The organism is Cellulomonas fimi ATCC 484 (assembly GCF_000212695.1).
In the GTDB taxonomy this organism is placed as follows: Bacteria; Actinomycetota; Actinomycetes; order Actinomycetales; family Cellulomonadaceae; genus Cellulomonas; species Cellulomonas fimi.
Map to the genome: position 1 here is coordinate 2967775 of NC_015514.1, position 25726 is coordinate 2993500.

The 25726-nt window shown below is 75.0% G+C and carries 28 protein-coding genes; 13 read left to right on the top strand and 15 right to left on the bottom strand.

Annotated elements, in window-relative coordinates; all coding sequences use genetic code 11:
• Positions 1-20: 20 nt before the first annotated feature.
• Positions 21-818 carry an inositol monophosphatase family protein gene (locus CELF_RS13450; RefSeq protein WP_013771818.1) on the top strand — a complete coding sequence of 266 codons (798 nt, stop codon included), beginning with the start codon at positions 21-23 and terminating at the stop codon, positions 816-818.
• Positions 819-850: 32 nt separating this feature from the next.
• On the top strand, positions 851-1585 hold the full coding sequence (locus tag CELF_RS13455; RefSeq protein WP_013771819.1) for a class I SAM-dependent methyltransferase: 735 nt from the start codon (positions 851-853) through the stop codon (positions 1583-1585).
• Between the two features lie 19 nt (positions 1586-1604).
• Here CELF_RS13455 and CELF_RS13460 read toward each other — a convergent pair whose 3' ends face one another.
• The gene (locus CELF_RS13460; protein ID WP_013771820.1) at positions 1605-2381 is read right to left on the bottom strand and encodes an HAD family hydrolase; all 777 of its coding nucleotides are present in this window, start codon (positions 2379-2381) and stop codon (positions 1605-1607) included.
• Entirely contained in the window at positions 2378-3892 is a 1515-nt protein-coding gene (gene gltX, locus CELF_RS13465) for a glutamate--tRNA ligase (RefSeq protein WP_013771821.1), read from the bottom strand. Before gltX ends, CELF_RS13460 begins: the two co-directional genes overlap by 4 nt.
• Positions 3893-4002: 110 nt before the next feature.
• Between gltX and CELF_RS13470 the strand changes: the two genes are divergently transcribed.
• On the top strand, positions 4003-4506 hold the full coding sequence (locus CELF_RS13470; protein ID WP_013771822.1) for a hypothetical protein: 504 nt from the start codon (positions 4003-4005) through the stop codon (positions 4504-4506).
• 10 nt (positions 4507-4516) lie between these two features.
• On the opposite strand, the gene CELF_RS13475 is transcribed toward CELF_RS13470, so the two are convergent.
• Together CELF_RS13475 and CELF_RS13480 are read right to left on the bottom strand one after the other, a co-directional pair.
• The gene (locus tag CELF_RS13475; RefSeq protein WP_013771823.1) at positions 4517-5302 is read right to left on the bottom strand and encodes a fumarylacetoacetate hydrolase family protein; all 786 of its coding nucleotides are present in this window, start codon (positions 5300-5302) and stop codon (positions 4517-4519) included.
• 20 nt (positions 5303-5322) lie between these two features.
• Entirely contained in the window at positions 5323-6144 is an 822-nt protein-coding gene (locus CELF_RS13480; protein ID WP_013771824.1) for a methyltransferase domain-containing protein, read from the bottom strand.
• Between the two features lie 132 nt (positions 6145-6276).
• Here CELF_RS13480 and CELF_RS13485 point away from each other — a divergent pair, with 132 nt between their 5' ends.
• Positions 6277-7389, top strand: coding sequence for a heparan-alpha-glucosaminide N-acetyltransferase domain-containing protein (locus CELF_RS13485; RefSeq protein ID WP_013771825.1), 1113 nt, complete (start codon positions 6277-6279; stop codon positions 7387-7389).
• Positions 7390-7395: 6 nt separating this feature from the next.
• Here the strand turns inward: CELF_RS13485 and CELF_RS13490 are convergent, their stop codons facing one another.
• Positions 7396-7782 carry a DUF1304 domain-containing protein gene (locus tag CELF_RS13490; RefSeq protein ID WP_013771826.1) on the bottom strand — a complete coding sequence of 129 codons (387 nt, stop codon included), beginning with the start codon at positions 7780-7782 and terminating at the stop codon, positions 7396-7398.
• Between the two features lie 44 nt (positions 7783-7826).
• Here CELF_RS13490 and CELF_RS13495 point away from each other — a divergent pair, with 44 nt between their 5' ends.
• Positions 7827-8711, top strand: a complete 885-nt coding sequence (locus tag CELF_RS13495; RefSeq protein ID WP_013771827.1) for a hypothetical protein — start codon at positions 7827-7829, stop codon at positions 8709-8711.
• Between the two features lie 33 nt (positions 8712-8744).
• Here CELF_RS13495 and CELF_RS13500 read toward each other — a convergent pair whose 3' ends face one another.
• From CELF_RS13500 to CELF_RS13510, 3 genes are all read right to left on the bottom strand, one after another.
• Entirely contained in the window at positions 8745-8951 is a 207-nt protein-coding gene (locus CELF_RS13500) for a hypothetical protein (protein WP_013771828.1), read from the bottom strand.
• Positions 8948-10432 carry a glycosyltransferase family 2 protein gene (locus CELF_RS13505; protein WP_041554344.1) on the bottom strand — a complete coding sequence of 495 codons (1485 nt, stop codon included), beginning with the start codon at positions 10430-10432 and terminating at the stop codon, positions 8948-8950. Before CELF_RS13505 ends, CELF_RS13500 begins: the two co-directional genes overlap by 4 nt.
• 154 nt (positions 10433-10586) lie before the next feature.
• The gene (locus CELF_RS13510) at positions 10587-11282 is read right to left on the bottom strand and encodes a hypothetical protein (protein ID WP_013771830.1); all 696 of its coding nucleotides are present in this window, start codon (positions 11280-11282) and stop codon (positions 10587-10589) included.
• Between the two features lie 219 nt (positions 11283-11501).
• On the opposite strand from CELF_RS13510, the gene CELF_RS13515 reads away from it, so the two are divergent.
• Positions 11502-12587, top strand: a complete 1086-nt coding sequence (locus CELF_RS13515) for a right-handed parallel beta-helix repeat-containing protein (RefSeq protein WP_013771831.1) — start codon at positions 11502-11504, stop codon at positions 12585-12587.
• Positions 12588-12601: 14 nt separating this feature from the next.
• Here the strand turns inward: CELF_RS13515 and CELF_RS13520 are convergent, their stop codons facing one another.
• Together CELF_RS13520 and CELF_RS13525 are read right to left on the bottom strand one after the other, a co-directional pair.
• Entirely contained in the window at positions 12602-13516 is a 915-nt protein-coding gene (locus CELF_RS13520; RefSeq protein ID WP_013771832.1) for an oxygenase MpaB family protein, read from the bottom strand.
• 50 nt (positions 13517-13566) lie between these two features.
• Positions 13567-14301, bottom strand: coding sequence for a glutamine amidotransferase (locus tag CELF_RS13525; protein WP_013771833.1), 735 nt, complete (start codon positions 14299-14301; stop codon positions 13567-13569).
• Between the two features lie 154 nt (positions 14302-14455).
• Here CELF_RS13525 and CELF_RS13530 point away from each other — a divergent pair, with 154 nt between their 5' ends.
• The 3 genes from CELF_RS13530 to CELF_RS13540 all read left to right on the top strand — a co-directional run bounded on the left by CELF_RS13530 (position 14456) and on the right by CELF_RS13540 (position 18896).
• Positions 14456-15550 (top strand): NosD domain-containing protein, encoded by a 1095-nt coding sequence (locus tag CELF_RS13530; protein ID WP_013771834.1) that lies wholly within the window; start codon positions 14456-14458, stop codon positions 15548-15550.
• Positions 15551-15612: 62 nt separating this feature from the next.
• The gene (locus CELF_RS13535) at positions 15613-18174 is read left to right on the top strand and encodes a DEAD/DEAH box helicase (protein WP_013771835.1); all 2562 of its coding nucleotides are present in this window, start codon (positions 15613-15615) and stop codon (positions 18172-18174) included.
• A gap of 98 nt (positions 18175-18272) precedes the next feature.
• Positions 18273-18896, top strand: a complete 624-nt coding sequence (locus tag CELF_RS13540; RefSeq protein ID WP_013771836.1) for a VIT1/CCC1 transporter family protein — start codon at positions 18273-18275, stop codon at positions 18894-18896.
• A 25-nt stretch (positions 18897-18921) separates the two neighbouring features.
• On the opposite strand, the gene CELF_RS13545 is transcribed toward CELF_RS13540, so the two are convergent.
• A complete protein-coding gene (locus CELF_RS13545) occupies positions 18922-19320 on the bottom strand; it encodes a YccF domain-containing protein (protein WP_013771837.1) in 399 nt (132 codons plus the stop codon).
• 39 nt (positions 19321-19359) lie between these two features.
• Between CELF_RS13545 and ybaK the strand changes: the two genes are divergently transcribed.
• Positions 19360-19863, top strand: a complete 504-nt coding sequence (gene ybaK, locus CELF_RS13550; protein ID WP_013771838.1) for a Cys-tRNA(Pro) deacylase — start codon at positions 19360-19362, stop codon at positions 19861-19863.
• A gap of 21 nt (positions 19864-19884) precedes the next feature.
• The gene (locus CELF_RS13555; RefSeq protein ID WP_013771839.1) at positions 19885-20655 is read left to right on the top strand and encodes a YggS family pyridoxal phosphate-dependent enzyme; all 771 of its coding nucleotides are present in this window, start codon (positions 19885-19887) and stop codon (positions 20653-20655) included.
• A 2-nt stretch (positions 20656-20657) separates the two neighbouring features.
• On the opposite strand, the gene CELF_RS20480 is transcribed toward CELF_RS13555, so the two are convergent.
• The gene (locus tag CELF_RS20480) at positions 20658-20831 is read right to left on the bottom strand and encodes a hypothetical protein (RefSeq protein ID WP_013771840.1); all 174 of its coding nucleotides are present in this window, start codon (positions 20829-20831) and stop codon (positions 20658-20660) included.
• 89 nt (positions 20832-20920) lie between these two features.
• Between CELF_RS20480 and CELF_RS13560 the strand changes: the two genes are divergently transcribed.
• Entirely contained in the window at positions 20921-21289 is a 369-nt protein-coding gene (locus CELF_RS13560; RefSeq protein WP_013771841.1) for a YidH family protein, read from the top strand.
• Entirely contained in the window at positions 21286-21681 is a 396-nt protein-coding gene (locus tag CELF_RS13565; RefSeq protein WP_013771842.1) for a YidH family protein, read from the top strand. The genes CELF_RS13560 and CELF_RS13565 overlap by 4 nt, the downstream gene beginning before the upstream one ends.
• A 37-nt stretch (positions 21682-21718) precedes the next feature.
• On the opposite strand, the gene lplB is transcribed toward CELF_RS13565, so the two are convergent.
• From lplB to cimA, 3 genes are all read right to left on the bottom strand, one after another.
• Positions 21719-22795 carry a lipoate-protein ligase small subunit gene (gene lplB / locus CELF_RS13570; RefSeq protein WP_013771843.1) on the bottom strand — a complete coding sequence of 359 codons (1077 nt, stop codon included), beginning with the start codon at positions 22793-22795 and terminating at the stop codon, positions 21719-21721.
• A 4-nt stretch (positions 22796-22799) separates the two neighbouring features.
• Positions 22800-23648 (bottom strand): sensor domain-containing protein, encoded by an 849-nt coding sequence (locus CELF_RS13575; RefSeq protein WP_013771844.1) that lies wholly within the window; start codon positions 23646-23648, stop codon positions 22800-22802.
• An 88-nt stretch (positions 23649-23736) separates the two neighbouring features.
• A complete protein-coding gene (gene cimA, locus CELF_RS13580) occupies positions 23737-25383 on the bottom strand; it encodes a citramalate synthase (RefSeq protein WP_013771845.1) in 1647 nt (548 codons plus the stop codon).
• Between the last annotated feature and the right edge of the window lie 343 nt (positions 25384-25726).

A 25726-nucleotide genomic window follows, 5' to 3' on the forward strand; every position in this document is an offset into this window, starting at 1 on the left:
CGGACGCTACGGTGTCCGCCATGAGCCTGCGCCCCGGGTACGACGACGACCTGCGCCTCGCCCACGTGATGGCGGACCAGGTCGACTCCCTGACCATGTCGCGGTTCAAGGCGCAGGACCTGCGCGTCGAGACGAAGCCCGACCTGACGCCGGTGTCCGACGCGGACCGCGCGGCCGAGGAGCTCATCCGCGGCCAGCTCTCCCGCGCCCGCTCCCGCGACGCCGTGCAGGGCGAGGAGATGCCCGACACCGGGCACGGGCCGCGGCGGTGGGTGGTCGACCCGATCGACGGCACCAAGAACTTCGTGCGGGGCGTGCCGGTGTGGGCGACGCTCATCGCGCTGATCGACGGCGACGAGGTCGTCGTCGGCCTGGTCAGCGCCCCCGCGCTCGGCCGCCGGTGGTGGGCCGCGCAGGGCTCGGGCGCGTGGACGGGCCGCTCGCTCGCCTCCGCGACGCGCATGCAGGTGTCCGGCGTGGACCGGCTCGAGGACGCGTCGCTGTCGTACTCGAGCCTCACCGGCTGGGAGGAGCACGGCGGTCTCGACCGGTTCCTCGACCTCACCCGGCGCGTGTGGCGCACCCGCGCGTACGGTGACTTCTGGAGCCACGTGCTCGTCGCCGAGGGGGCTGTCGACCTGTCGGCGGAGCCGGAGCTCGCGCTGCACGACATGGCCGCCCTCGTGCCGATCGTCACCGAGGCGGGCGGGCGGTTCACGTCCGTGCGCGGCGTGCCCGGCCCGTTCGGCGGATCGGCCCTGGTGAGCAACGGGCTCCTGCACGAGCAGGCGCTGGAGCTGCTGGACCCGATGCCCTGACGGCCCGGGTCCGTCGGCCGGAGGGGGACGCGATGGACCAGAGGGCTGCACGGGCGGCGTCGTTCGAGCACGGCGTCGCCGCGTACCAGGCCGCCCGGCCCGGCTACCCCGACGAGGTGGTCCGCTGGTGCGTGCCGCACGGCGCGCGCGACGTGCTCGACCTCGCCGCGGGGACCGGCAAGCTCACCGCACGCCTCGTCGCGTCCGGCTACGACGTCGTCGCGGTCGAGCCGTCGGACGGCATGCGCGCCGAGCTGGAGCGCTCGGTCCCCGAGGCGGACGCGCGCCCCGGCAGCGCCGAGGCCACCGGGCTGCCCGACGCGTGCGTGGACGCCGTGACGGTCGCGCAGGCGTGGCACTGGTTCGACGAGGCCGCCGCGGCGAGCGAGGTCGCGCGCGTGCTGCGCCCCGGCGGGCGGCTCGCGGTCCTGTGGAACGTGCGTGACGCGACGACCGACTGGGTCGCGCGCTGGACGGAGATCGTGCACACGGGAGACCCGCTCGACACGAGCGCCCGCGAGCCGGGCCTCGGGCCGGCGTTCGACGCACCCGAGCACCGCACGTTCACCTGGTCGATGCGGATGGCGACGTCCGACCTGCGGGTCCTGGCCGCGAGCCGCAGCCACCTGCTCACGCTCCCCGCCGGCGAGCGTGACGCGCTCCTGGACCGCGTGGACGAGCTCGTCGCCACCCACCCCGACCTGCGCGGCCGCACCGAGGTCGACGTCCCCTACGTCACCCGCGCATGGCGGGCGAGCCGCCGCTGACCCGCGGTCGCGTGCGGGCTCAGCGGCCCGCGCGCAGGCCGAGCGCGCCGGGCAGGTCGGCCAGCGAGCCGATCACCCGGACGCCCGCCGCCCGGGCGGTCGCGACGTCCTCGTCCGGGACCGGCACGCGGCGCGGGCCGGGGCGGTCGAGCCAGACACCGACGAGACCGGCCGCGCGGGCGGCGGCCGCGTCGACGTCGAGCTCGTCGCCCACGTAGGCGGTCCGCGCGGGCGACGTGCCGAGCAGGCGGCAGGCCTCGACGAACACGCGGGGGTCGGGCTTGCCGAAGCCGAGCGTGTCGACGCCCACGAGCATGGGCACCCGGTCGACGAGACCGACGCGGCGCAGCTTGTCCGTCTGCAGCGCGACCGACGCGTTCGACAGGGCCCCGACCGCGAGCCCGGCCGCGAGCAGGTCGTCGACGACCGCCTCCACGTCGACGTGCGCCGCCCACGCGCCGCGGAACCCGTCGTCGAACACCTCGCTCCACGCGCGGTAGCCGTCCTCGTCGAGGGCCGGGCCGCCGTACCGGGCGTGCAGCTCGTTCGCGCGGGCGCGCCGCTGCGCGTGGTAGTCGACCTCCCCGCGCGTGTAGCGGGCGTAGTGACCGCCCACGTCGGCACGCCACGTCGTCACGAGCTCGTGGTCGCGGTCCGGCGTGACGTCGGGCAGCCAGCGGCGCGCGACGTCGGCCAGCGCGACGGCGAACGCGCCACGCGTGTCGACGAGCGTGTCGTCGATGTCGAACAGGACGCCGTCGACGAGGCGCTCCGGCGCGGCGGAGCGGTCGGTCACAGGGCCGCGCGCAGGCGGTCGATCCGCGCGAGCGTGGACGCCTGGCCGAGGATCTCCATCGACTCGAACAGCGGCGGCGAGACCCGGCGCCCCGACAGCGCGACGCGCAGCGGCGTGTACGCGAACCGCGGCTTGATCCCGAGCCCGCCCTCGTCGACGAGCGCGGCCTGCAGGGCCTCCTGCGTCGCCTCCGTCGTGAAGCCGTCCGCGGGCAGCGCCGCGAGCGCGGTACGGGACGCGGCGAGGACCGTGGCCGCGTCGTCGCGCAGGGCCTTGTGCGCGTCCTCGGCCACCTCGACGGCGTCGTCGGCCGTGAACAGGAACCCGAGCATGCCGACGGCCTCACCGAGCAGCGTGATGCGCGTCTGGATGAGCGGCGCCCCGGCGTCCAGCAGCGCGCGGTGCTCGGCCGACAGGTCCGCGTAGGAGTCGGCCGGGACCAGCCCGCCCGCGTGCAGGTACGGCACGAGCCGGTCGCGGAAGTCGTCGGGCGCGAGCAGGCGCACGTGCTCGGCGTTGATGGCCTCGGCCTTCTTCAGGTCGAAGCGCGCCGGGTTCGGGTTGACGTCGGCGATGTCGAACGCCTGCGCCATCTCCTCGAGCGAGAACACGTCGCGGTCCGGCGCGATCGACCAGCCGAGCAGCGCGAGGTAGTTGAGCAGGCCCTCGCGCGTGAAGCCCCGCTCGCGGTGCAGGAACAGGTTCGACTCGGGGTCGCGCTTGGAGAGCTTCTTGTTGCCCTCGCCCATGACGTACGGCATGTGGCCGAACTGCGGCATGACGGTCGCGACGCCCAGGTCGAGCAGCGCGCGGTAGAGCACGACCTGCCGCGGCGTGGACGACAGCAGGTCCTCGCCGCGCAGCACGTGCGTGATGCCCATGAACGCGTCGTCGACGGGGTTGACGAGCGTGTAGAGCGGGTGGCCGTTCGCGCGCACGATGACGTAGTCCGGCACCGAGCCGGCCTTGAACGTGATCTCGCCGCGCACGAGGTCCGTGAAGGTCACGTCCTCGTCGGGCATCCGCAGCCGCAGCACCGGCGAGCGCCCCTCAGCGCGGTAGGCAGCCTTCTGCTCGTCGGTCAGGTCGCGGTCGAACCCGTCGTACCCGAGCTTCGGGTCGCGGCCCGCGGCGCGGTGCCGGGCCTCGATCTCCTCCGGCGTCGCGAACGACTCGTACGCGTAGCCGCCCTCGACGAGCCGGCGCACGACGTCCGTGTACAGGTCGTAGCGCTGCGACTGCCGGTACGGCTCGTGCGGGCCGCCAACCTCGACGCCCTCGTCCCAGTCCAGCCCCAGCCAGCGCAGCGCGTCGAGGAGCTGAAGGTAGCTCTCCTCCGAGTCCCGCTCGGCGTCCGTGTCCTCGATCCGGAACACGAACGTCCCGCCCGTGCGCCGGGCGTACGCCCAGTTGAACAGGGCCGTGCGGATGAGGCCGACGTGCGGCGTTCCGGTCGGCGACGGGCAGAAGCGGACGCGCACGGCCGAGGTCGCGGAGGTGGGGGTGGTCACGGCGTCCAGGGTAGTCGCCCGGCCGGGGCGACCCGATCGGTCACCCGTCCGGGCGGCGCCACCCGCGGGCTCGTCCGGTAGACACGTCGGGACCCGTCGAGGAGGTGACCGTGCCGACGACGTACCGCTGCGCGGACGCGTCCTGCCTGCGGCACGGCGTGGACACCCACGACGCCCTGTGCGCGCTGTGCGGACGGCGGTCGACACCCGCCGGCGGTCCGGCCGAGCCCCCACGACGCCCCGCCCGGCGTCCGCCGGTGCGCGGCTGCGTGCAGGAGGGCTGCCGCCGTGCGGGCCGCGCCGAGCCCCGGCACGTGTGCGCCGTGTGCGGGTCGCCGACGGTGCCGCTGCCGCCCGTGCGCCGGAGCCACGTGGCCCTCGTCGTCGTCGTCACGGCGCTGCCGTGCCTGCTGGGCCTCGTCCAGCTCGCCGCGGTCGGCGTGCTCGGCGCCGTCCCGGCGGCGGTCGCGACCCGCCGGCTCGCGGACCGGGGGCGCCGGACGTCCGCCTACTGGGTCGCGTTCGCCGCCACGATCGTCGCCGCGCCGGTGCTCGTCGTCGTGGCGGTCTGGACGCTGTTCATCACGACAGGACTGCTCGGCACGCACGTGTGACGCGCGGACCTCACCCCCGGCGGAGCACCGGGTTGCGCAGGACGCCGATCGACTCGACCTCCACCTCGACGACGTCGCGGTCGACGATCGGGCTCACGCCCGCGGGCGTGCCCGTCAGGATCACGTCGCCCGGCAGGAGCGTGAACGCCTCGGAGACGTAGGACACGAGGTAGGCGGTGTCGAAGATCATCTGGGACGTGCGGCCGTCCTGCTTCGTCTCGCCGTTGACGCGCGCGGTGACCGCCAGGTCGTCGACGTCGAGGCCGGGGACGATCCACGGTCCGATCGGGCACGACCCGTCGAAGCCCTTGGCGCGCGTCCACTGGAGGTCGCTGCGCTGGACGTCGCGCGCGGTGACGTCGTTCGCGACCGTGAACCCGAACACGTGGTCGAGCGCCCGCTCCGGGCTCACGTCCTTCGTGACCTTGCCGATCACGACGGCCAGCTCGGCCTCGTGCTCGACGTGCTCGGTCCAGTCGGGCAGGACGATCGGGTCGTCCGGGCCGATGACCGACGTGTTGGGCTTGAGGAACAGCAGCGGAGCCGTCGGGACCTCGTTGCCCATCTCCTGGGCGTGGTCGGCGTAGTTGCGGCCGACGCCGATGATCTTGGACCGCGGGATCACGGGGGCGAGCAGGCGGACGCCGTCGTCGTCGAGGCGACGCCGCTCCCCCGTGGGCTGGATAGGCGTGTAGATCGGGTCGCCGGAGATGACGACGAGCTCCTCCGCGCCGGGCTCGCCCTCGACGACGGCGTAGCGCGGGTCCTGACCTGTGGTGAAGCGGGCGATGCGCACGGGCCCAGGTTACGTGGACCTCAGGCCCGCGCGACGACCTCGCCGTGCAGCACGGTGAACCAGCCGTCGGGCTCGGCGCCCCACTCGCGCCACGCGTCGGCGAGCAGCTCGAGGCCGACCTCGTCGGCGAGCCGGTGGTCGATGGCCTGGGCGGCGAAGTTCGACTTCACGCAGCGGTCGGCCCACAGGTCCGCCCACCAGGTGCGGTCCTCGGGCGTCGCGTAGCACCACACGCCCGCGGACGGGGCGATCCCGGCCGGGTCGAAGCCCGCGGCGCGGACCCACGACAGCAGGCGGCGGCCCGCGTCGGCCTCCGCGCGGTTGGCCTCGGTGACCTCCTGGTAGAGCGCCTGCCACTCGTCGAGACCGGGCGACGGCGGGTACCACGTCATGCCCGCGTAGTCCGCGTCGCGCACCGCGACGACGCCGCCCGGCTTCGCGACGCGGCGCATCTCGCGCAGCGCCGCGACCGGGTCGGACAGGTGCTGGAGCACCTGGTGCGCGTGGACGACGTCGAACGCGTCGTCCTCGAACGGCAGGGAGTACGCGTCGGCGACCGCGAACGTCACGTTGGCGGCGCCGGCGTCGGCCGCGGCGGTGCGCGCGCTGTCGATCACCTTCGCCGACATGTCGACGCCGATCACCTCGCCGGGTGCGACCCGCGACGCGAGGTCGATCGTCACCGAGCCCGGGCCGCAGCCGACGTCGAGCAGGCGCAGGCCGGGGCGCAGCGACGGCAGCAGGTACGCGGCGGAGTTCTCGGCGGTGCGCCACCGGTGCGAGCGCAGGACCGACTCGTGGTGGCCGTGCGTGTACACGTCGGCGTGGACGGGGGTGTTCACACCGAACTCTAATCATCTGTGCGACGACGGTTTCAAGAACCGGGACGCGACGTACCGCTTCGTGAGACCGGGCGGTGTCGCCCGAGTCCCCGGGCACCGACCTCGTGGGCCGCCGCGCCTAGCATGCGACCCATGCGCCGCATCGCCGGAGTGGACGTCGCCCGGGGCCTCGCCGTGCTTGGCATGATGACCGCGCACGTGGGCCCCGACGACCACGGACCCGTCCCCCCGGGCGGCTGGTCGCAGCTCGCCGACGGCCGCCCGTCCGCGCTGTTCGTGGTCCTCGCCGGCGTGGGGCTCGCGCTGCTGTCCGGCGGCGTCGCCCCCGTGTCCGGCACCCGGCTCGTCCAGTCCCGGCTGCGCGTGCTCGTCCGCGCCGTGCTGCTCTTCGTCGTCGGCGAGCTGCTCGTCATGCTGGGGACGCCGGTCGCGGTGATCCTGCCGACGTACGCGCTGCTGTTCGCCGTCGGCTGCCTCGCGCTGCGGTGGCCCGTGCGCGCGCTCGTCGCGGCCGCGGTCGCCGTCGCGCTCGTGGGCCCGTTCGCCCGCACCGCGCTCGAGGCCCTGCTGGAGGGGCGCGCCGCACCGACGCTGCTCGCCGAGATGCTGGTCGGCCACTTCTACCCCGCAGTGGTTTGGCTCGCCTACCTGCTCGCCGGGCTCGCCGTCGGGCGCAGCGACCTGCGCTCGACGCGCGTGCGGCTCGTGGCGGCCGGGACCGGGGCCGCGCTCGTGGTCGTCGGGCACGGCGGCGCGTGGCTGGCCCGCGAGGTGCTCGGCTGGCCGACGACGATCGCCACGACCGAGCCGCACACGTCCACCACGTTCGAGGTGCTGGGCAACACCGGGGTCGCGCTGGTCGTCCTGGTCGCGTGCCTGGTCGTCGCCGAGCGGCTCCCGCGCCTGGTCAGCCCGCTCGGCGCGGTGGGCGAGCTCGCGCTCAGCGCCTACACGATCCACGTCGTCGTCATCGCGCTGCTCGGCGCCGACGTCGTGTGGGCGCAGCGCACCGAGACGTGGCTCGCGTTCCTCCTCACCACGACCGTGCTGTGCTGGTCGTGGCGCACCGCGCTGGGCCGCGGGCCGTTCGAGCGCCTGCTGCACGGCGTCTCGACCCGCGCCGCGGACGTCCGCCCGGACACCCTCCCGCCCGTGCCCGCGCAGCCCGGCGGGCCCGCGGACGCGTCGCACCTGGCGGCCGCCCCGGCACCCGAGCCGCCCGCCGCCGGCACGCGCCTCGCCTGAGGCGCGTCAGGCGGCGAGCGCCGCGACGGCCGCGACCACGGCCAGCAGCGGCACGGTGCCCTGCGTCGCCGCCGCACGGCCCATGCGCCGGTCCGACGCGACGAGCACGAGCGCCGCGGCGAGCATCGAGCCGCACGACAGCAGGACGAGCGCGAGGCCCACGTCGTCGGGCCCGAGCGCCGCCGCGAGCACCCCCGCGAACGCGCCCAGCGCGAGGAACAGGTTGTAGAAGCCCTGGTTGTACGCCCACGGCCGCACGGCAGCGACGTCCTCGGGGCGCGTGCGGAACCGCGCGTGCACGTCGGGGCGCTCGAACAGCACCGACTCGAGGACGAAGATGACGACGTGCAGCACTCCGGCGAGCGCAGCCAGGACCAGGGCGGCGACGAGCATGCGGCCAGTGTGGCACCGCGTCGCGCCGACCTACCCTGGAGGGCGTGACCGCGACCGCCGCCCCCGCGCTGACCGCCACGACGTGGCGTGCACGGGCCGACGCGCACGCCGCACGCGCGGACGCCTTCACCGCCGGGCACCGTGACCGCCGCTCGCGGCACGAGCGGCACGCGGTCGAGGACTTCCTGTTCGAGTACTACCCCGCCAAGCCGGCCGCGCTGCGGCGCTGGCACCCGGGCGCCGGCGTCAGCCTGGCCCCGGACGGCGACGGCCCCGCGCCGCACGCCGCGTGGCGGTGGTTCGCGACCGCGCACGACGGGACCGTCGCGCTCGACGTCGACGCCTTCCTCGCCGACCGGGGCGACACCGTGCGGTTCGTCGCGGCGCTCCTCGAGGCGACCCTGGGCCGGCCCGCCCAGACCGGCTGCTTCGGCCTGCACGAGTGGGCGATGGTCTACCGCGAGGGCCAGGACGCCCACCGCCACCCGCTCCCCCTGCGGCTCGGCGGCGCCGGCACGGACGCGGTCGTCGAGGCGCACCGGATCCGCTGCACGCACTTCGACGCGTTCCGGTTCTTCACGCCCGAGGCCGCGCCCCGCAACACCCTCCAGCCGACACGGGAGCAGCAGGTCGCGCTCGAGCAGCCCGGCTGCCTGCACGCGGGGATGGACGTCTACAAGTGGGCGCTCAAGCTCGGGCCCGCGGTGCCGGGCGAGCTGCTGCTCGACTGCTTCGCGCTCGCGCGCGAGATCCGGACGCTCGACATGCAGGCCTCCCCCTACGACGTCGGCGCGTACGGGCTCGCGCCGGTCGCGATCGAGACGGCCGAGGGCAAGGCGGAGTACGTGCGGCGGCAGCGCGCGCACGCGGAGCAGGGCAACGCGCTGCGTCGTCGGCTCCTGGACGTCACGGCGCTGCTGCTGGGCTGACCCTGCTGCGCGGACGTGGCGGCGGGCGGGCGCTCAGGCGACCGAGACGAGGACACGCAGCAGCAGCACGACGACGGTGAGCGCGCCGGCCGTGAGCGCGACCGGCACGAGGCGGCGCTCGGCGCGGCGGTTGACCTCGATCTCGTCGACGAGGGCGTCGTGGTCGAGCGTCGCCCACCACGCCGCGCGCTCCTCGTCGCTCCCGGGCGTGCGCCGGGCCGGGGTCGCGGGTGTCGTCATGCCGCCACCGTGCCCTTCTTCTCGGTCTTGTCCCACGTCTGCGCGGCGCCCTGCCACTCCTTGATGTACGCGTCGGCGGACACCGCGCACAGCACGGGCCCGTACCCCACGAGGTAGACGAGGAACCGGGTGAGCCGGGTGCCGGCGGGCACGCGCTCGAGCTGCTTGAGGCCCCACGCGCACACCATCGACAGCACGGGCCAGGCGTACAGCAGCAGCACCCAGGCCGTGACGGCGGCGGGCGTCGGTTCGATGCCGAGCGCGGCGGGCAGCTTCTCGTCCCACAGCCCGGGGACGAAGACGGCGGCCATGATGACGAGGAACCCGGCGCCCGGGAACAGCAGGGCCTCGAACCACGACCGGCGGGCCGTCAGCGGGTCGAGCATGAGCGACGTCGCGGTGATGAAGACGTACGCGGTGATCGCGACCCACCACAGCAGCTGGAACATCTGTGCCGCCAGCAGCTCGTCCAGCAGGAACAGCCCGATGAGCCCGACGCTGGCCGCCGTCATGAAGAACGGCAGCAGGTAGATCGCGAACCACATGAACCCGAACACGAACGAGCCGAGGTTGTGCTTGCGCGCCGGCCGGAACCACATGTCGCGGAACCGGCTGGAGATCTGCACGTTCCCGCGGCCCCAGCGCAGCCGCTGCTTCCACAGGCCGGTGACCGAGTCGGGCTCTTCGGCCAGCACCACCGCCGACGGGTCGAAGACGACGAGGCGGCCGTCGAGCTGCGTGAGGAACGTCGTCATCGTGTCCTCCGCGAGCGTCGAGGTGTCGACCTGCCCGCCGATCGCCTCGATGTTCGTGCGCGAGTGCAGCTGCGCACCGCCCGCCAGGCAGTCCATCGCACCGACGACGTTCTCGGCCCGACGCGCCGCCGCCTGCCCGGTGACGTACTCGTAGCCGATGAACCGCGTGACCGCGCTCGGCCGGACGGAGCCCTCGCGGATGTACCCCGACACGGCACCGACGCGCGGGTCCGCGAGGTGCCGGGTCATGCGCCGCAGCGAGTCGGGCCGGTAGACGACGTCGGCGTCCATGATGAGCAGCGCCTGCATCCAGTCGTCCGCGAGCGCGTGCCGGATGCCGTGGTTGAGCGTGTGCGCCTTGCCCTGCCCGCCCTTCTCGCGACGCAGGTGCACGATCCGTCCGGGGAACCGGTCGGCGACCGCGGCGACGACCGCGGGGGTGTCGTCGGTGCTCGCGTCGTCGATCACGAGCACCCGCAGCCGGTCCGGAGGGTACTCGAGCGCCATGAGCCGCTCGAGCGAGGGCGTCAGGACGGCCGCCTCGTTCCAGGCGGGGATGAGCACCACGACCCGCGGCAGGTACGGCGCGGCGTGCCGCAGGTGCGTGCGCCGCGCGTGGAACGGGACGATCCCGTAGAGCGCGATGCCGCCGACCACGGGGATGAGCGCGGTGCCGACGCACGCGACGAGCAGGGCGATCAGCGCGTCGCGCAGGAACTCGGTCATCGACACCTCCGGGTCGGGCGCGGTGCCACCCGCCCCCGGCCGCTGCTCGTGGGCCGCCACGGCGCGCGACCCGTCGCCCCACGCTAACCAGCGGGGCGCCGGCGCGCCGCGCGACACCACGCGGCGGCGCCCGCCCGGCACGTGCGACGACCGGTCAGGGGGCGATGCCCCACGCCTGACCGGGCTCCCGGCGCCCCGGCCGCCACACCCGCAGCCGACGCGCGAGCGTCGCGCGCTGCGGGACGCGCGTGAGGGCGTCGGCGGGCAGGCGGCGCAGGACGGCCGCGTACTGGTCCGGGGTGAGCGCCACGGTGAGCGCGGCCCCGTCGTCCTCGGCGTCGAGCAGCGCGTACCCGAGCCCGCGGGCGTCCCAGACGTCCGCGCTGTGCACGAGGGGCGCCACGGTGCGGAACGCCGCCCACACGGCGTCGTCCACCGGGAGCCAGTCGACGGTCGCGTACGCCGGTGCGGCGGGCAGGCCCGCCGCGGAGCGCAGCACGGCGGCCGCGGCGTGCGCCTCCGCGGGCCAGTGGTCGAGCTCGGGCAGGTCGAACGCGACCGCGGTGGCGTCGGGCCGCACGGCGTCGAGCAGCACCGTCAGGCCGGCGGCGCGCGAGGCGCGGCGCAGCGCGACCGCGAACACGACCCGGGGCACCTCGCCGAGCACGTCGTCCGGCACGTGCCGGCCGCACGTCTCGGCACGGCCGTGGTGCTCCGCCTCGTAGACGCAGTGCCCGCACACGCCGATGAGGCTGGCCTCGTGCAGCCCGCCGGGGTGCTCGGACCACGGGTGCGCGCAGGCGCCGCACGCGTCGCGGAGCCGGGCTCTGCGGTCACCCACCTGCGCCATGGACCACCGTCCTTCTCGCCGCCTCCCGACGCGCTCCACATGATGGTGCGCCCGGCGGACGAAGGCCGCAGAACCGGCGTCCGCCACGCGGGCGCGAGGGTCGGTCGACGGCGATTTCACCCGCCCGGATCCGGACGTACCGGTTGATTCCGGGCGGTCAGACGTTCCACGCTCGTCGGAGCGCCGGGCAGCGTCGCCCGGCCACGAGCGGGGGCCACCATGTACCGACGCACCGTCCTGACCGTCCTGACCGTCGTCGCGACCGCGGCGTTCGCCGCCCCCGCCGCGGCCGCACCCCCGCCCGTCTGCGGGCAGACCCTCACGGTCGACACGCGCCTGCGCGCCGACCTCTCCTGCACGGGCGACGGGCTGCGCCTGGGCCCGGGCGTGGTGCTCGACCTGGGCGGCCGGACGCTGCGGGGCGACGGCACCGGCGTGGGCGTCGCGGTCGCGTCGGCAGGTTCGGCCACCGTCCGCGGCGGCACGCTCGCCGGCTGGGGCACGGCCGTCGCCACCTACGAGGTGCCCGACGCCGACACGGGCCCGCTGCTCCTCGACCGGGTGACGGTGACCGGCAGCACGACCGGGCTCCTCGCGTCCGGGCAGGACGGCACGGGCCTGTTCCGCAAGCCCACGACCGTCACGCGGTCGACGTTCCGCGACAACGGCCGGGCGCTGCTGGCGCTGTGGTTCGTGGAGGTCGGGGTGCACCGCAGCACGTTCGCGGACAACGACGTCGCGCTCGACGTCGGGGACTCGCAGGTCGACGTCGCGGACTCGCGCCTGGTCCGCAACGGCGTCGCGGTCCAGCTCGGCCAGAGCGGCACGACGATCGAGCGGTCGACGTTCGTCGACAACCCCGTCGGCGTCGCGCTGCAGCCCTCGTCGGGCGCCACCATCGCCGACAGCACGTTCCGTGGCAGCGACGTCGCCGTGTCCGGCCAGGGCAACCCGACCGTCCTGCACGTGCGTGACAACCGGTTCACCGACAACGGCACCGCGGTCTCGTTCGACCTCAGCGACGGGTCGGTGACCGGCAACGAGTTCCGCCGCAACGGCACGGGTCTGCTCGTCGTGCAGGCGCCGTGGGACGTCACGCTCGTGCAGGACAACACGTTCGTGCGTGGCGGCGACGGCATCCAGGTGCTCCAGGGCGACCCGTTGCTGCAGCTCGGCGGGAACGACGCGCGGCACAACAGCGGCTGGGGCATCCACGCGCCCGGCGTGACCGACCTGGGCGGGAACACCGCGCGCGGCAACGGCACCGAGCCGCAGTGCGTGGGGGTCGTCTGCACGACGTCGTGACGGGCCGCGGAGGGTCAGCGCGCGGGGGCGCCTCCCGCGGGCTCGCCCGCGGCGAGCAGCCAGCGGATCGTGCGGGTGGCCGCGGCGCCCGCCGCCTCGTCGAGCCGCCGTCGCGCCGGACCGGGCGCACGCAGCCCGAGGTCCTCGACGGCCCACGCGGGCAGCGACGCCACGGCCGCCCGCGCGAGCCCGAGGTAGCCGGCGCGCAGCGAGACCGGCACGGGCGGCTCGTGCAGGAGGAAGCGTGCCGCGTCGCGCGCGGCCGCCGACGGCCCGAGGACCGGGCGGAACGCGTCGATCGCGGCGGCGAGCCCCGCGACCGAGGTCGGCACGTCCGACGCCCCGAGCGCGCGTCCGACGACCGCGGCCTGCGCGACGTACTCGTCGGCGCGGGTCGCGTCGAGCGGGTGGACGCCGTACCGCCGGTGCGCGCGCAGGAAGCTGTCGATCTCGGCGACGTGGACCCAGCGCAGCAGCTCCGGGTCGTCCGCCGCGTACGCGATCCCGTCGGGGGTCGTCCCGCGGATCCGCGCGTGCACAGCCCGCACGCGCTGCACGGCCGCCTCCGCGTCGTCGGCCGTCCCGAAGACGGTCTCGGCGAGGAACGTGCTCGTCCGCGCGAGCCGGCCCCAGGGGTCGCCGCGGTACCCGGAGTGCGCGCCGACGGCAGCCATCGCCGCGGGGTGCAGGGACTGCAGCAGCAGCGCCCGCAGGCCGCCGACGAACATCGACGCGTCGCCGTGGACCGTGCGGATCGCCGCGTCCGGCGGGAACCAGCGGGGTCCGGGCGTGCCGTGGATGCGCTCGCGGCTCTCGGCGCCGTCCGGGCCGGCGACGCGCAGGAACAGCCGGGTGCCGACCTGGGCCCGCAGCGCGCGCAGGCCGCGGGGTGCGGGGTGGACGGTGTCCCGTCCGGCCGTCGTCGTCATCCCGCGATGGTGCCCCGGCGACGCGCGTCCCGCGACACGGCGCGCGCCGTTCAGTCGCGCGCGTAGCGGCGCACGAACGCGGCGAGGATCCGCGGCGGCGCCCACACGTCGGCGTGCCGGACACGCGCGAGCACCGCGTCCGCCTCCGCGGGCGGGAAGTAGCCGTACTCGCGGTACACGCGGATCCGGGTCGAGATCCCGTCGACGTCGAGCTCGGGGTGGAACTGCGTCGCGTAGAGGTGGCGCCGGACCCGGAACATCTGGACCGGGCACGTGGGCGACGACGCGAGGAGCGTCGCGGTCGGGGGCAGGACGCGGCACGCCTCCTTGTGCCCGACGAACGCGTCGAACGCGTCGGGGACGTCGGCCAGCAGAGGGTCGGCGCGCCCCTGCGGCGTGAGCGTGACGCGGACCGCGGAGATCGGCTCGGCGTGCACGCGGTCGATGACGCCGCCCTGGTGCACCCCGAGCGTGCCGACGCCGTAGCACGCGCCGAGGAAGGGCGCGTCCCGCTCGACGAGCTCGTCGAGGAGGGCCGCCATCTCCTTCTCGACGCGCACCTGCACCGCCGACTTCTCGTCGGCCGGCGTGCTCGCGTCGAACGGGCTGCCGCCGACCAGCACGCCCGACAGCGCGTCGAGGTCGAGGTCGGGCATGGGCTCGGCCTCGAGCCGGACGCGGCGCAGCTCGTGCGGGCGCAGCCCGCCGTAGGACAGCATCGCGGCGTACTCCGCGTCTGCCGCGGCGTCCTGCGCCCGTGACGCGAGCAGCACGAACGGCTTCATGCCATCGAGCGTGCCACCGCGACGCCGGCCGGTCGCGCGGGCCGCTTTCACCCGGGGGAAATGCGGACGAACGGGACGCGCGGTCGCCGCAGGCATCGCCAGACTGGCCGACGACCGCCCCGCCGACGGGGCGGCGTCCACCGGGGGAATCCACATGCGTCTGTCGTCCGTGCTGTGCTGTCTCGCCGTCGCCGCCGGGAGCGTCCTCGTCGCCGCACCCGCGCACGCGGCACCCGCGCCCGTCCCCGGGTGCGGCGCGGTGCTCACCACCGACTCGCGGCTCACCGCCGACCTCACGTGCGCGGCCGGCGACGGCGTCGTCCTGTCGCCCGGCGTCACGCTCGACCTGCGGGGGCACACCCTGCGCGGCCCCGGGAGCGGCACCGGCGTGGTGCTGCCTCCGGAGGGGGACGTGACCGTCCGCAACGGGACGCTCGCCGGGTGGTCCGCCGCGATCGAGACCCGGGGGCTCGACGACGTCGTCGGCGGCACCGCGACGATCACGCGCATGACGTTCACCGGCAACGGTCGCGGCGTCGACGCCACCGGCCGGCTCGGCGGCACCGGCAAGGTGCACGAGATCAGCCGTTCGACGTTCACCGACAACGGCAGCGGCGTGGGCGCGGTGTACGGCGGCGCGCACGTGGTGCGCTCGACGTTCACGGGCAACGGCACGGCGGTCGACGTGATCACCGGGGGCGTGCACCTGGAGGACTCGCGGCTGCAGGACAACGGCACGGGCGTGTCGTGCGACGAGTCGGGCTGCCTCGCGGAGCGCACGAGGTTCGTCGGCAACGACACCGCGGTGAACGTCCGGACGTTCGGCATGGACGTCGCCGGCTCGACCTTCGAGCGCAACGGCACGGCGTTCTGGTCGTTCGGCGTGTGGGGCCACAGCACGGTGGAGGGCTCGACGTTCGTGGACAACGGCACCGCGGTGACGCTCTTCACGAGCAACGCGACGCTGCGCGACAACGTGTTCCGCGGCAACGAGCTCGGCTTCACGACGGACGGCGGCATGCCGGACTTCGCCGCGACGCTCGTCGGCAACCGGTTCGTGCGCAACGTCGACGCGATCGTCTTCGAGGCCCCGGGCACGTCGCTGCAGGACAACGTGGCGAACCACAACGAGCGCTGGGGCATCTACGCGCCGAACGCGCACGACCTGGGTGGGAACCGCGCGCAGGGCAACGGCTACGAGCCGCAGTGCGTGGGCGTCGTCTGCCCGGGCGGCGGCCCCGTCTCCTGACCACGACCGGGGGACGGCCGGCGGCGACCTCGCCGGCCGTCCCCCGCGTGCGAGGATCGGGCGTGCCCGCCACCTTCTCCCCCACGCTCGCCGACCGGATCCCGGCGGACCCGACCGACGCCGACGCGCTGTACGAGGCGTTCACCGGCTGGGCCGCCGAGCGCGGGCTGACGCTGTACCCGCACCAGGAGGAGGCGCTGCTCGAGCTCGTCACGGGCGCGCACGTCGTCCTGTCGACGCCGACGGGCTCGGGCAAGTCGCTCGCCGCGACCGCGGCGCACTTCGTCGCGCTCGCGCAGGGCCGCCGCACGTTCTACACCGCACCGCTCAAGGCGCTCGTGAGCGAGAAGTTCTTCGCGCTCGTCGAGGCGTTCGGCTCGCACAACGTCGGCATGATGACGGGCGACTCGTCGGTCAACCCCGGCGCGCCGATCATCTGCTGCACCGCGGAGATCCTCGCCAACCTGGCGCTGCGCGACGGCGCGGACGCGGACGTCGGCCAGGTCGTGATGGACGAGTTCCACTTCTACGCCGACCCGCAGCGCGGCTGGGCGTGGCAGGTGCCGCTCCTGGAGCTGCCGCGCACGCAGTTCCTGCTCATGTCCGCGACGCTCGGCGACGTCACGTTCTTCCGCGACGACCTGCACCGTCGCACGGGCCGCGACGTCGCCGTGGTGGCGAACGCGCAGCGCCCCGTGCCGCTCACGTTCACGTACGCCGTGGAGCCGCTGCACGAGCTGCTCGACGAGCTCGTCTCGACCCGCCGCGCTCCCGTGTACGTCGTGCACTTCACGCAGAAGGAGGCCGTCGAGCGCGCGCAGTCGCTGCTGTCGACGACGCTCGCGAGCCGCGAGCGGCGCGACGCGATCGCCGCCGAGCTGGGGGCGTTCCGCTTCGGCCCCGGGTTCGGCCGCACGCTGTCCCGCCTGCTGCGGCACGGCGTCGGGGTGCACCACGCCGGGATGCTGCCCAAGTACCGGCGCGTCGTGGAGCGGCTCACGCAGAAGGGTCTGCTGCCCGTCGTGTGCGGGACCGACACCCTCGGGGTCGGGATCAACGTGCCGATCCGCACGGTGCTCCTGACGAGCCTCGTCAAGTACGACGGCGTCCGGATGCGGCACCTGTCGGCGCGCGAGTTCCACCAGATCGCGGGCCGTGCGGGACGTGCGGGCTTCGACACCGTCGGCGAGGTCATCGTGCTGGCGCCCGAGCACGTGATCGAGAATCGGCGCGCCCTGGAGAAGGCGGGCGACGACCCGCGCAAGCTCCGGAAGATCGTGCGCAAGCAGGCGCCCGCGGGGCACGTGAACTGGACCGACAAGACGTTCGAGCGCCTGCGCGACGCGCCGCCCGAGCCGCTGACGTCGTCCTTCGCGGTCTCGCACGCGATGGTGCTGCACGTCCTGGCCCGCCCGGGCGACCCGGTCGCGCACATGACCCGCCTGCTCACGGACAACCACGAGCCCGAGGCGGCGCGCGGGCGGCACGTGCGCCGCGCCGTCGCCGTGTACCGCTCGCTGCGTGCCTCCGGCGTGATCGAGCGCCCGTGGACGGACGACCCCGAGGCACCCCACGGCCGGCGACGCACCGTGCGGCTCACGCACGACCTGCCGGCGAACTTCGCGCTCAACCAGGCCCTGTCCCCCTTCGCGTACGCGGCGCTCGACCTGCTGGACCGCGACGACCCGGCGTACGCGCACGACGTCGTCTCGGTCCTGGAGGCCACGCTCGACGACCCGCGCCAGGTGCTCGCGGCGCAGGAGAACCGTGCGCGCGGCGAGGCCGTCGCGGCGATGAAGGCCGAGGGGCTCGACTACGACGAGCGCATGGCCCTGCTCGAGGACGTGAGCTACCCCAAGCCGCTCGCGGAGCTGCTCGAGGCCGCGTTCGTCACGTACCGCCAGACCAACCCGTGGGTCGCCGACCTCGCGCTGTCCCCCAAGTCGGTGGTCCGCGAGATGCACGAGAAGGCGATGACGTTCGCCGAGTACGTCTCGCACTACCAGCTCGACCGCACCGAGGGCGTGCTGCTGCGGTACCTCGCGGACGCCTACCGCGCGCTGCGCCAGACCGTCCCCGAGGACGCCAGGACCGAGGAGCTGTGGGAGGTCGTCGAGTGGCTCGGCGACCTCGTCCGCCGCACCGACTCCTCGCTGCTCGACGAGTGGGAGCGCCTGTCGCACCCCGAGGACGAGCCGGGCGCGGACGCCGCGGGCGGCGTCGACGAGGACACCCCGGAGCCGATCAGCGCGAACCCGCGCGTGCTGCGCGCGCTCGTGCGCGGCGCGCTGTTCCGCCGCGTCGAGCTCGCGGCGCGCGAGGCCTACGACGCGCTCGCCGCGCTGGGCGACCGGGACGCCGACGACGCCCCGTGGACCGCCGACCGGTGGGCCGACGCGCTCGACCCGTTCTACGACGACCACGACGAGATCCTCACCGGGCCGCCCGCGCGCGGACCGGGGCTGTTCCTCGTCACGACGGGCACGGCGACGTGGCAGGTGCGCCAGCTCCTCGACGACCCCGAGAGCGACCACGACTGGCGCATCGACGCCGTCGTGGACCTCGCGGGGTCGGACGAGACGGGCGAGGTGCAGCTGCGCGTGACGGCCGTCGGACCCCTGTGAGGCGACCCTCGCCAAGGTGAGGCTGCCCTGCATCACCGCAGGTCAGGCCAGCCTTTCCTGCGGTGACAGCCCGTGACGGACCGGCCTACCGTGGCGGCATGAGCGCCCTGTCGAGCCACCTCGTCGGCCCCCGTCGCGACGTCGTCGCGGCCCCTGCGGAGCCCGCCGCGACGGCCGCCGCGCGCCCGGAGCCGCTCGACGCGGGCCGGCTCAACCGACTGCGGGCGGCCGTGCTCGGGGCCAACGACGGCATCGTGTCCATCGCGGCGATGGTCGTGGGCGTCGCCGGTGCGGCCCCCGCGCGCTCGGCCGTCGTCACCGCCGGGATCGCCGGCCTCGTCGCCGGGGCGCTGTCCATGGCGGCGGGCGAGTACGTGTCCGTGAGCTCGCAGCGCGACGCCGAGCGCGCAGGCATCGCGACGGGAGCGCTCGACGACGACGCCCCGCTCACCAACCCCTGGCACGCGGCCTTCTCGTCCCTCGGCGCGTTCCTCGTCGGCGGGCTCGTGCCGCTGCTCGCGGTGCTGCTGCCGGTCACGGCGGCCGCCCGGGTGCCCGCCGTCGCGGTCGCCGTCGTCGGTGCGCTCGTCGTGACGGGAGCCGTGAGCGCGCGCGTCGGCGGGGCGTCCGTGTCCCGCTCGGTGCTGCGCAACGTCGTCGGCGGCGGGCTCGCGATGGCCGTGACGTACGGCGTCGGCAGCGTCGTGGGCCTCGCGCTCTGACGTCGCGCGGCGGCCCTCGCGGACGTCAGGCGCCGTACGCGGCGAACGGGCGGTCGGTCGGCACGATGTCCTTGCCGAGCGGCAGGAGCGAGACGGGGATCATCTTGAGGTTCGCGATCCCCAGCGGGATCCCGATGATCGAGACGAACAGCGGGATCGCGGTGACGACGTGGCCGATCGCGAGCCAGATCCCCGCCACCACGACCCAGATGACGTTGCCCAGCGTCGACCACGCGCCCGCGCGCGGCTTGTCGACGACGGTCCGGCCGAACGGCCACAGCGCGTAGCCGGCGATCCGGAACGACGCGATGCCGAACGGGATCGTCACGATCAGCACGCAGCACACGACTCCCGCCGCGACGTACCCGAGCGCGAGCCACAGGCCCGCGAGCACCAGCCAGATGACGTTGAGCAGCGTGTTCACCGTCCCAGCCTGCCACCCGGGACGGCCTAGGGTGGCGGGGTGGCGAAGAAGGACTCGAAGCACGCACCGTCGGGCACGCCCGCGCTCGTCGCCCTCGCCGCGGCCGGGGTGCCGCACACCGCCCACCCGTACGAGCACGACCCGTCGAGCGACGTCGGCTACGGCCTCGAGGCGGCGGAGGTGCTCGGCGTCCCGCCCGAGCAGGTCTTCAAGACGCTCATGACGGTCGTCGACGGGCGCCTCACCGTCGCGGTGGTCCCGGTGACCGGCAAGCTCGACCTCAAGGCCCTGGCCCAGGCGGCCGGCGGCAAGAAGGCCGCGATGGCGCACAAGCCCGACGCGGAGCGGGCGACGGGCTACGTCGTCGGCGGCATCTCGCCGCTCGGGCAGAAGACCGCCCACCCGACGGTCGTCGACGAGACGGTGTGGCTGTTCGACACCGTGTTCGTCTCGGGCGGACGGCGCGGGCTGGACGTCGAGCTCGCCCCCGACGACCTCGTGCGGCTCACCGCGGCGACGGTCGCCGACATCGCGCGCGGCTGACCGCCGGTACGGTCTGAGGCCATGTCCGACGCCCAGCCCCCGGCAGCGGACGACGACGCCGCGGTGCTCGCCGCCCGGCTCGCGTCCGTGCGGTCCCGTGTCGCCGCGGCCTGCTCCGACGCGGGTCGTCCCGCGGCGGACGTGCGGGTGCTGCTCGCGACCAAGACGGTCGACGCCGCGCGCATCCGGCTCGCCCTGGCGGCCGACGCGGCCGCCGTCGCCGCGGACCCCGCGCTCACGCCCGTGCTGGTGGGCGAGAACCGCGTGCAGGAGCTGGTCGCGAAGGGCCCGGACCTGGCCGACCTGCGCCCCACGACGCACCTCATCGGCCCCCTGCAGTCGAACAAGGTCAACGCCGCGCTGCGCTGGGTGTCGTGCGTGGAGTCCGTCACCTCGCTCGACCTCGCCCGCCGGCTCTCCGACCGGTGCGCGGACCGGCCCGTCGCACTCGACGTGCTCGTCCAGGTGAACGTCTCCGGCGAGGTGACCAAGCACGGCGTGCCGCTCACCGCGGCGGCGGACCTCGCGCTCGCGGTCGCGGCGCTGCCGGGCGTGCGGCTGGCCGGGTTCATGACGGTCGGGCTGCGCTCGCCCGACGTGGCCGCCGTGGGCGCGGGGTACGCGTCGCTCGCGGCGCTGCGCGACGAGGTGCTCACGTCGGGCGCGCCGGGGACGCAGGGCGCGCGCGAGCTGTCGATGGGCATGAGCGGCGACCTCGAGGTCGCGGTCGCCCACGGCGCGACGCTCGTGCGGGTGGGGTCGGCCGTCTTCGGCGACCGGCCCGCGCGCTGACCTCAGCGGGCCGCGCGACCCGCCTGCCCGTTCGGCACGCGGCTGACGCGCCCGCCGCGCAGCAGGACCTCGCGGGCGGCCAGCACCTCGGTGCGGTGGGCCCGGTGCAGCCGTGCGCGCAGCTCGCGCTCGTGCAGCAGGTGCATGCGGCGCAGGTCCCGCTCGGTCAGCGTCATGGTCGTCCCCTCCCCCGGGTCACCTCGGAAGGTGCTGGACGACCGTCCGCCAGATACATCGCGGCCCCGGCGTGCCGGAGGATGGGGTCATGCCGTCCGCCGCGCGTCGCCTGCCCCGCTGGGTCTACGGGCAGGGCGTCGAGCCCGACGCGCGGTTCTCGCTCGCCAACGAGCGGACCTTCCTGGCGTGGCTGCGCACCGCGCTGGCGCTGCTCGCGGGCGGCGTCGCCCTCGAGGCGCTCGACCTGCCGATCCAGCCGCAGCTGCGCCTGGCCGCGGCCGTCGTGCTCGTGACGCTCGGGACGGCCGCTCCCCTGCTCGCATGGTGGGGCTGGGCGCGGGCCGAGCGGGCGATGCGCCGCGGCGAGCCGCTGCCCGCGCCCGTCGGGTTCGCGCTGCTCGTCGGCGGCGTGGTAGCGGCAGGCGCGCTCGTGCTGCTGGGGCTGCTGCTCGCATGAGCGGTCGCCCCGCCGACGACGGCACGCCCCGCGACGCGCCGGTGGGCGGCGACGTCGGCACGCCCCGCGACGCGGTGGCGGGTGGCGACGTCGGCCTCGCGGCCGAGCGCACGCGGCTCGCGTGGCGGCGGACCTCGCTCGGCCTGGCGGCGGGCAGCCTGGCCGCCGGACGGCTCCTGCAGGACGTCGTCGGGCCCGTGTCCTGGGCCGTCGCCCTGCTCGGGCTCGTCACCGCGGGCGGCGTCCTGCTCGCCGCGGGGCGCCGCCGCGGGTGGCTGCTCGCGGCCCAGCGCGGCGAGCTGCCCGGCGGCCGGCTCGTCGCGCTGTGCGCCGTCGGGGTAGCGCTGCTGGGTCTCGCCGCGCTCGTCGTCGTGCTCGCCGGTCCGGGGTGACGCAGGCTCGCCGTGCCGGCCACACGTGCCGACCGGGTCAGGGCACGCGCGCGGTCCAGGCCGGGTCGGAGAACTTCGTGCGGACCAGCTCGTGCGCGCGCTCCAGCTCGTCGGACCGCAGGTCGCCGTCGACCGTCGCGTACCGGCCGCGGAAGTGGGCGACGAACGCGTCGATCACCGCCTCGCGCGCCAGGTGCGTCTGCGACCGCACGGGGTCGACCCTCTTGTTCGCGCTCGTCGTGCCCTTGTCGGACAGCTTCTCGCGGCCGATCCGCAGGACCTCGAGCATCTTGGTCGCGTCGATGTCGTAGGACATCGTCACGTGGTGCAGCACCGCGCCGCCGACAACCCGCTTCTGCGCCGACCCGGCGATCTTGCCCGCGGGCGACGAGATGTCGTTGAGCCCGCTGAGCTCGGCGCGCACGCCCACGTCGGCCAGCGCGCCCAGCACCCACTGGTTGAGGAACGCGTAGGACTCCTCGAACGTCATGCCGTCGACGAGCGAGACGGGCACCACGAGCGAGAACGTGATGCAGTTGCCCGCCTCCATGAACATCGCACCGCCGCCGGAGATGCGCCGCACCACGGTGATGCCGTGCCGGTCCACCGCCTCGAGGTCGACCTCGTTGCGCAGCGACTGGAACGAGCCGATGATCACCGCTGGCTCGACCCACTCCCAGAACCGCAGGGTCGGCCCACGCCGCCCCGCGGCGAGCTCCTCGGTGAGCACCTGGTCGAGGGCCGCGTGCATCGCGGGCGGCATCGGGCCCGGGTGCAGCAGCTCGACGGTGTGGTCCGTCCAGGCCGTCGAGAGGCCGAGCGCGCGCCGCACGGCCACCGCGACGGCCCGGGCGTCGAACCCGACGAGCACCGCCGGCTCCGGGAGCACCCCGGCGGCGTGCGCGGCGGCCAGCGCGTCGTCGACGGCGTCGGCCAGACGCGTCGTCGGCGCGTCGGCGGGCAGGCCGTCGAGCGCGGTGCGGACCACGTCGAGCGCCTCGTCGGGCTCCAGGAAGAAGTCGCCGCTGACGCTCGTCCCGCTCAGGAGCCCGTCGACCACGTCGACGTCGACCGCGACCAGCTTGCCGCCGGAAACCTTGTACTCGCCGTGCACGCCCTCACCCTACGGCGGGCCCGAGGGACCGGACGGCGTCCTGCGCCCGGTGCTGCACCATCGCGGTGAGCGACTCGGCGTCGCCGAGCGTCGCGAGCGCGTCCGCCGGGGACGCATCCGCGAGGGCCGACGCGGTCCAGCTGACGATCACGTTCCCGACGAGCATGTGGCCGCGGTACGCGGGCACGTCGTCACCCTCCGCCGTGTGCACGACGTCCTGCACGATCGACGGGTAGACGCCCTGGCCCTCGATCGCGGGGGCGCCCGTCCACGACCCGCCGTCGGTGCCGGGGTTCACCTGCGCGTAGGACGGGCACGCGTCGACCGTCGTGACGAGGTCGGCGAACGCCTGCCGTGCGGAGGCGGGGTCCGGAAGAGCAGCGGCCTGCTGGGAGAGCACGACCGCGTCGTTCGCGTAGACACGCGCCGCGAAGGCCGCCGGCGGCTGCGCGACGGCCGTCACGGCGGTGGTGCACGCCGCAGGGTCGACGCTCGACCCCGGCGGCAGGCCCCAGACGACCTCACCGCCGTCCGTCCGGTCGATCCCGTCACGTGCGGCGGGCACCGACGCGCGCACGTCGTCCGCCGTCACGAGCAGCAGCTCGACCGTCGAGGCGTCGAACACCGCGTCCTGCGCGGGCGGGACGACGCTCACGGTCGGCGACGGGACGGCGGTCACGTCGGTGGCGGGCGGGAGCGCCGTCACGGTCGGTGCGGGCTCGGCGGCCCAGGGCCGGGCGACGAGCAGGACAACCGCGATGACGACGACCGCGGCCACGAACCACCACCAGCGACGCCGGGGCGCCGGCGAGCCGTCCGGTGTCGGACCGCCGTGCGGCTCCGTGCCCGCCACTGACCGCTCCTCCCGACGGGCGGAGGCCGAGGTCGCGCCCGTCTCCTCCGACCCTAGGACGGCGCCGGGGGTCGCGGAGGGCGAAAAGTCAGCGCGGCGCGATCCCGCGCGCGTGCAGCCCCCAGATGGTCGCGTCGGTGAGCGCCTCCCACGACGCCTCGAGCAGGTTCGGCCCGACGCCGACGGTGCTCCACGACGTCTGCCCGTCGCTCGTCTCGATGAGCACGCGCGTGACCGCGTCGGTGCCGTGCATGGAGTCGAGGATGCGCACCTTGAAGTCGATGAGCTCGAACGTCTCGAGCTCGGGGTAGACGCGCACGAGCGCCTGCCGCAGCGCGTGGTCGAGCGCGTTCACGGGGCCGTTGCCCTCGCCCGTGCTGACGATGCGCTCGCCCCCGGCGTGCAGCTTCACGGTCGCCTCGGCCGTCGCCGGGGTGCCCCGGCCGCCCGCGCGCTCGACGATCGTCCGCCACGACTCGACCCGGAAGTACTGCGGGCGTGCGCCGTGCACCTCCTCGACGAGCAGCAGCTCGAACGACGCGTCGGCGGCCTCGTACGTGTAGCCACGCGCCTCGGCGTCCTTGACCCGGTCCGTGACGCGTCCCAGCACCTCGGGCTGGCCGGACAGGTCGAAGCCCAGCTCACGACCCTTGAGCTCGATCGACGCCCGCCCCGCCATGTCGGACACGAGCATGCGCATGTCGTTGCCGACCTGCATGGGGTCGATGTGCTGGTACAGGTCGGGGTCGACCCGGATCGCGGACGCGTGCAGGCCGGCCTTGTGCGCGAAGGCGCTGGCGCCCACGTACGGCTGCCGCGCGAACGGGGAGATGTTCGTGATCTCGGCGATCGCGTGCGCGATGCGCGTGAGCTCCGACAGGCCGGACTGCTGGTCGTCGGCCTTGCGCAGCACGGGAAGGCCGTACTTGAGCTCGAGGTTCGCCACGACGGACAGCAGGTCGGCGTTGCCCGTGCGCTCGCCGTACCCGTTGACGGTGCCCTGCACGTGCGAGCAGCCGGCCTCGACCGCCGCGAGCGTGTTGGCGACCGCACAGCCGGAGTCGTTGTGCGCGTGCATGCCGAGCACGGCGTCGGGGCCGACGACCCCGCGGATCTCGTGCACGACGTCCGCGACCCACGCCGGGATCATGCCGCCGTTCGTGTCGCACAGCGCCACGACCTCGGCCCCCGCCTCGAACGCGGCCAGCACGGCCGCCCGCGAGTACGCGGCGTCGAACCGGTACCCGTCGAAGAAGTGCTCGGCGTCGACCACGACGCGCCGCCCCTCGCGCACGAGGAACCGCACGGTGTCCGCGATCATCGCGAGGTTCTCCTCGCCCGTGGTCCGCAGCGCGCGCTCGGCGTGCCGCAGGTCGCTCTTCGCGACGAGCGCGACGACGGGCGCCTCGGAGTCGACGAGCGCCCGCACCTGCGGGTCGTCGACCGCGCGGGTGCCCGCCTTGCGGGTCGAGCCGAACGCCGCGAGCTCCGCGTGCCGCAGGTCGAGCTCCTTCGCGGCGCGCTTGAAGAACTCGGTGTCCTTCGGGACGGCGCCGGGCCAGCCGCCCTCGATGAAGCCGACGCCGAGCTCGTCGAGCAGCGGGGCGATCGCGAGCTTGTCCGCGACCGAGAGGTTCATGCCCTCCTGCTGGGCGCCGTCGCGCAGCGTGGTGTCGTACACCTGGAAGGACAGGGCCGTGGGGAGGCCGGCAGGGCTGGCTGCGGGTGCGGTCACGGGCGGCTCTCCTCGGGGGTCGTGCGGGGTGCCGGGGTGCGCCTCGACGCTACCGGCGTTCGTGGTGCCGGCCCGTGCGGGTCCGGCCGGTCCGGGCTGCTGCTCGGCGTCCGGGCGCGGACCCGCACATGGCGGAGCTCGTCGGCCTCGGCCCCGCGGTGGTGGGCGGTGACGTGGTCGGCGTGCGGCCGGGCGGGGGTGGTGCCCGACCAACAAAAAGACCCCCCGAGGGACGGGAGGTCTGCGCGTCAGCGGTGTCTGCTGACGCGCTACTCGATAATGAGGGTGATGATGGTCACGGCTTCATCGTGGCACAGCGCACGCGGTGCGGTCACTCGTTCCA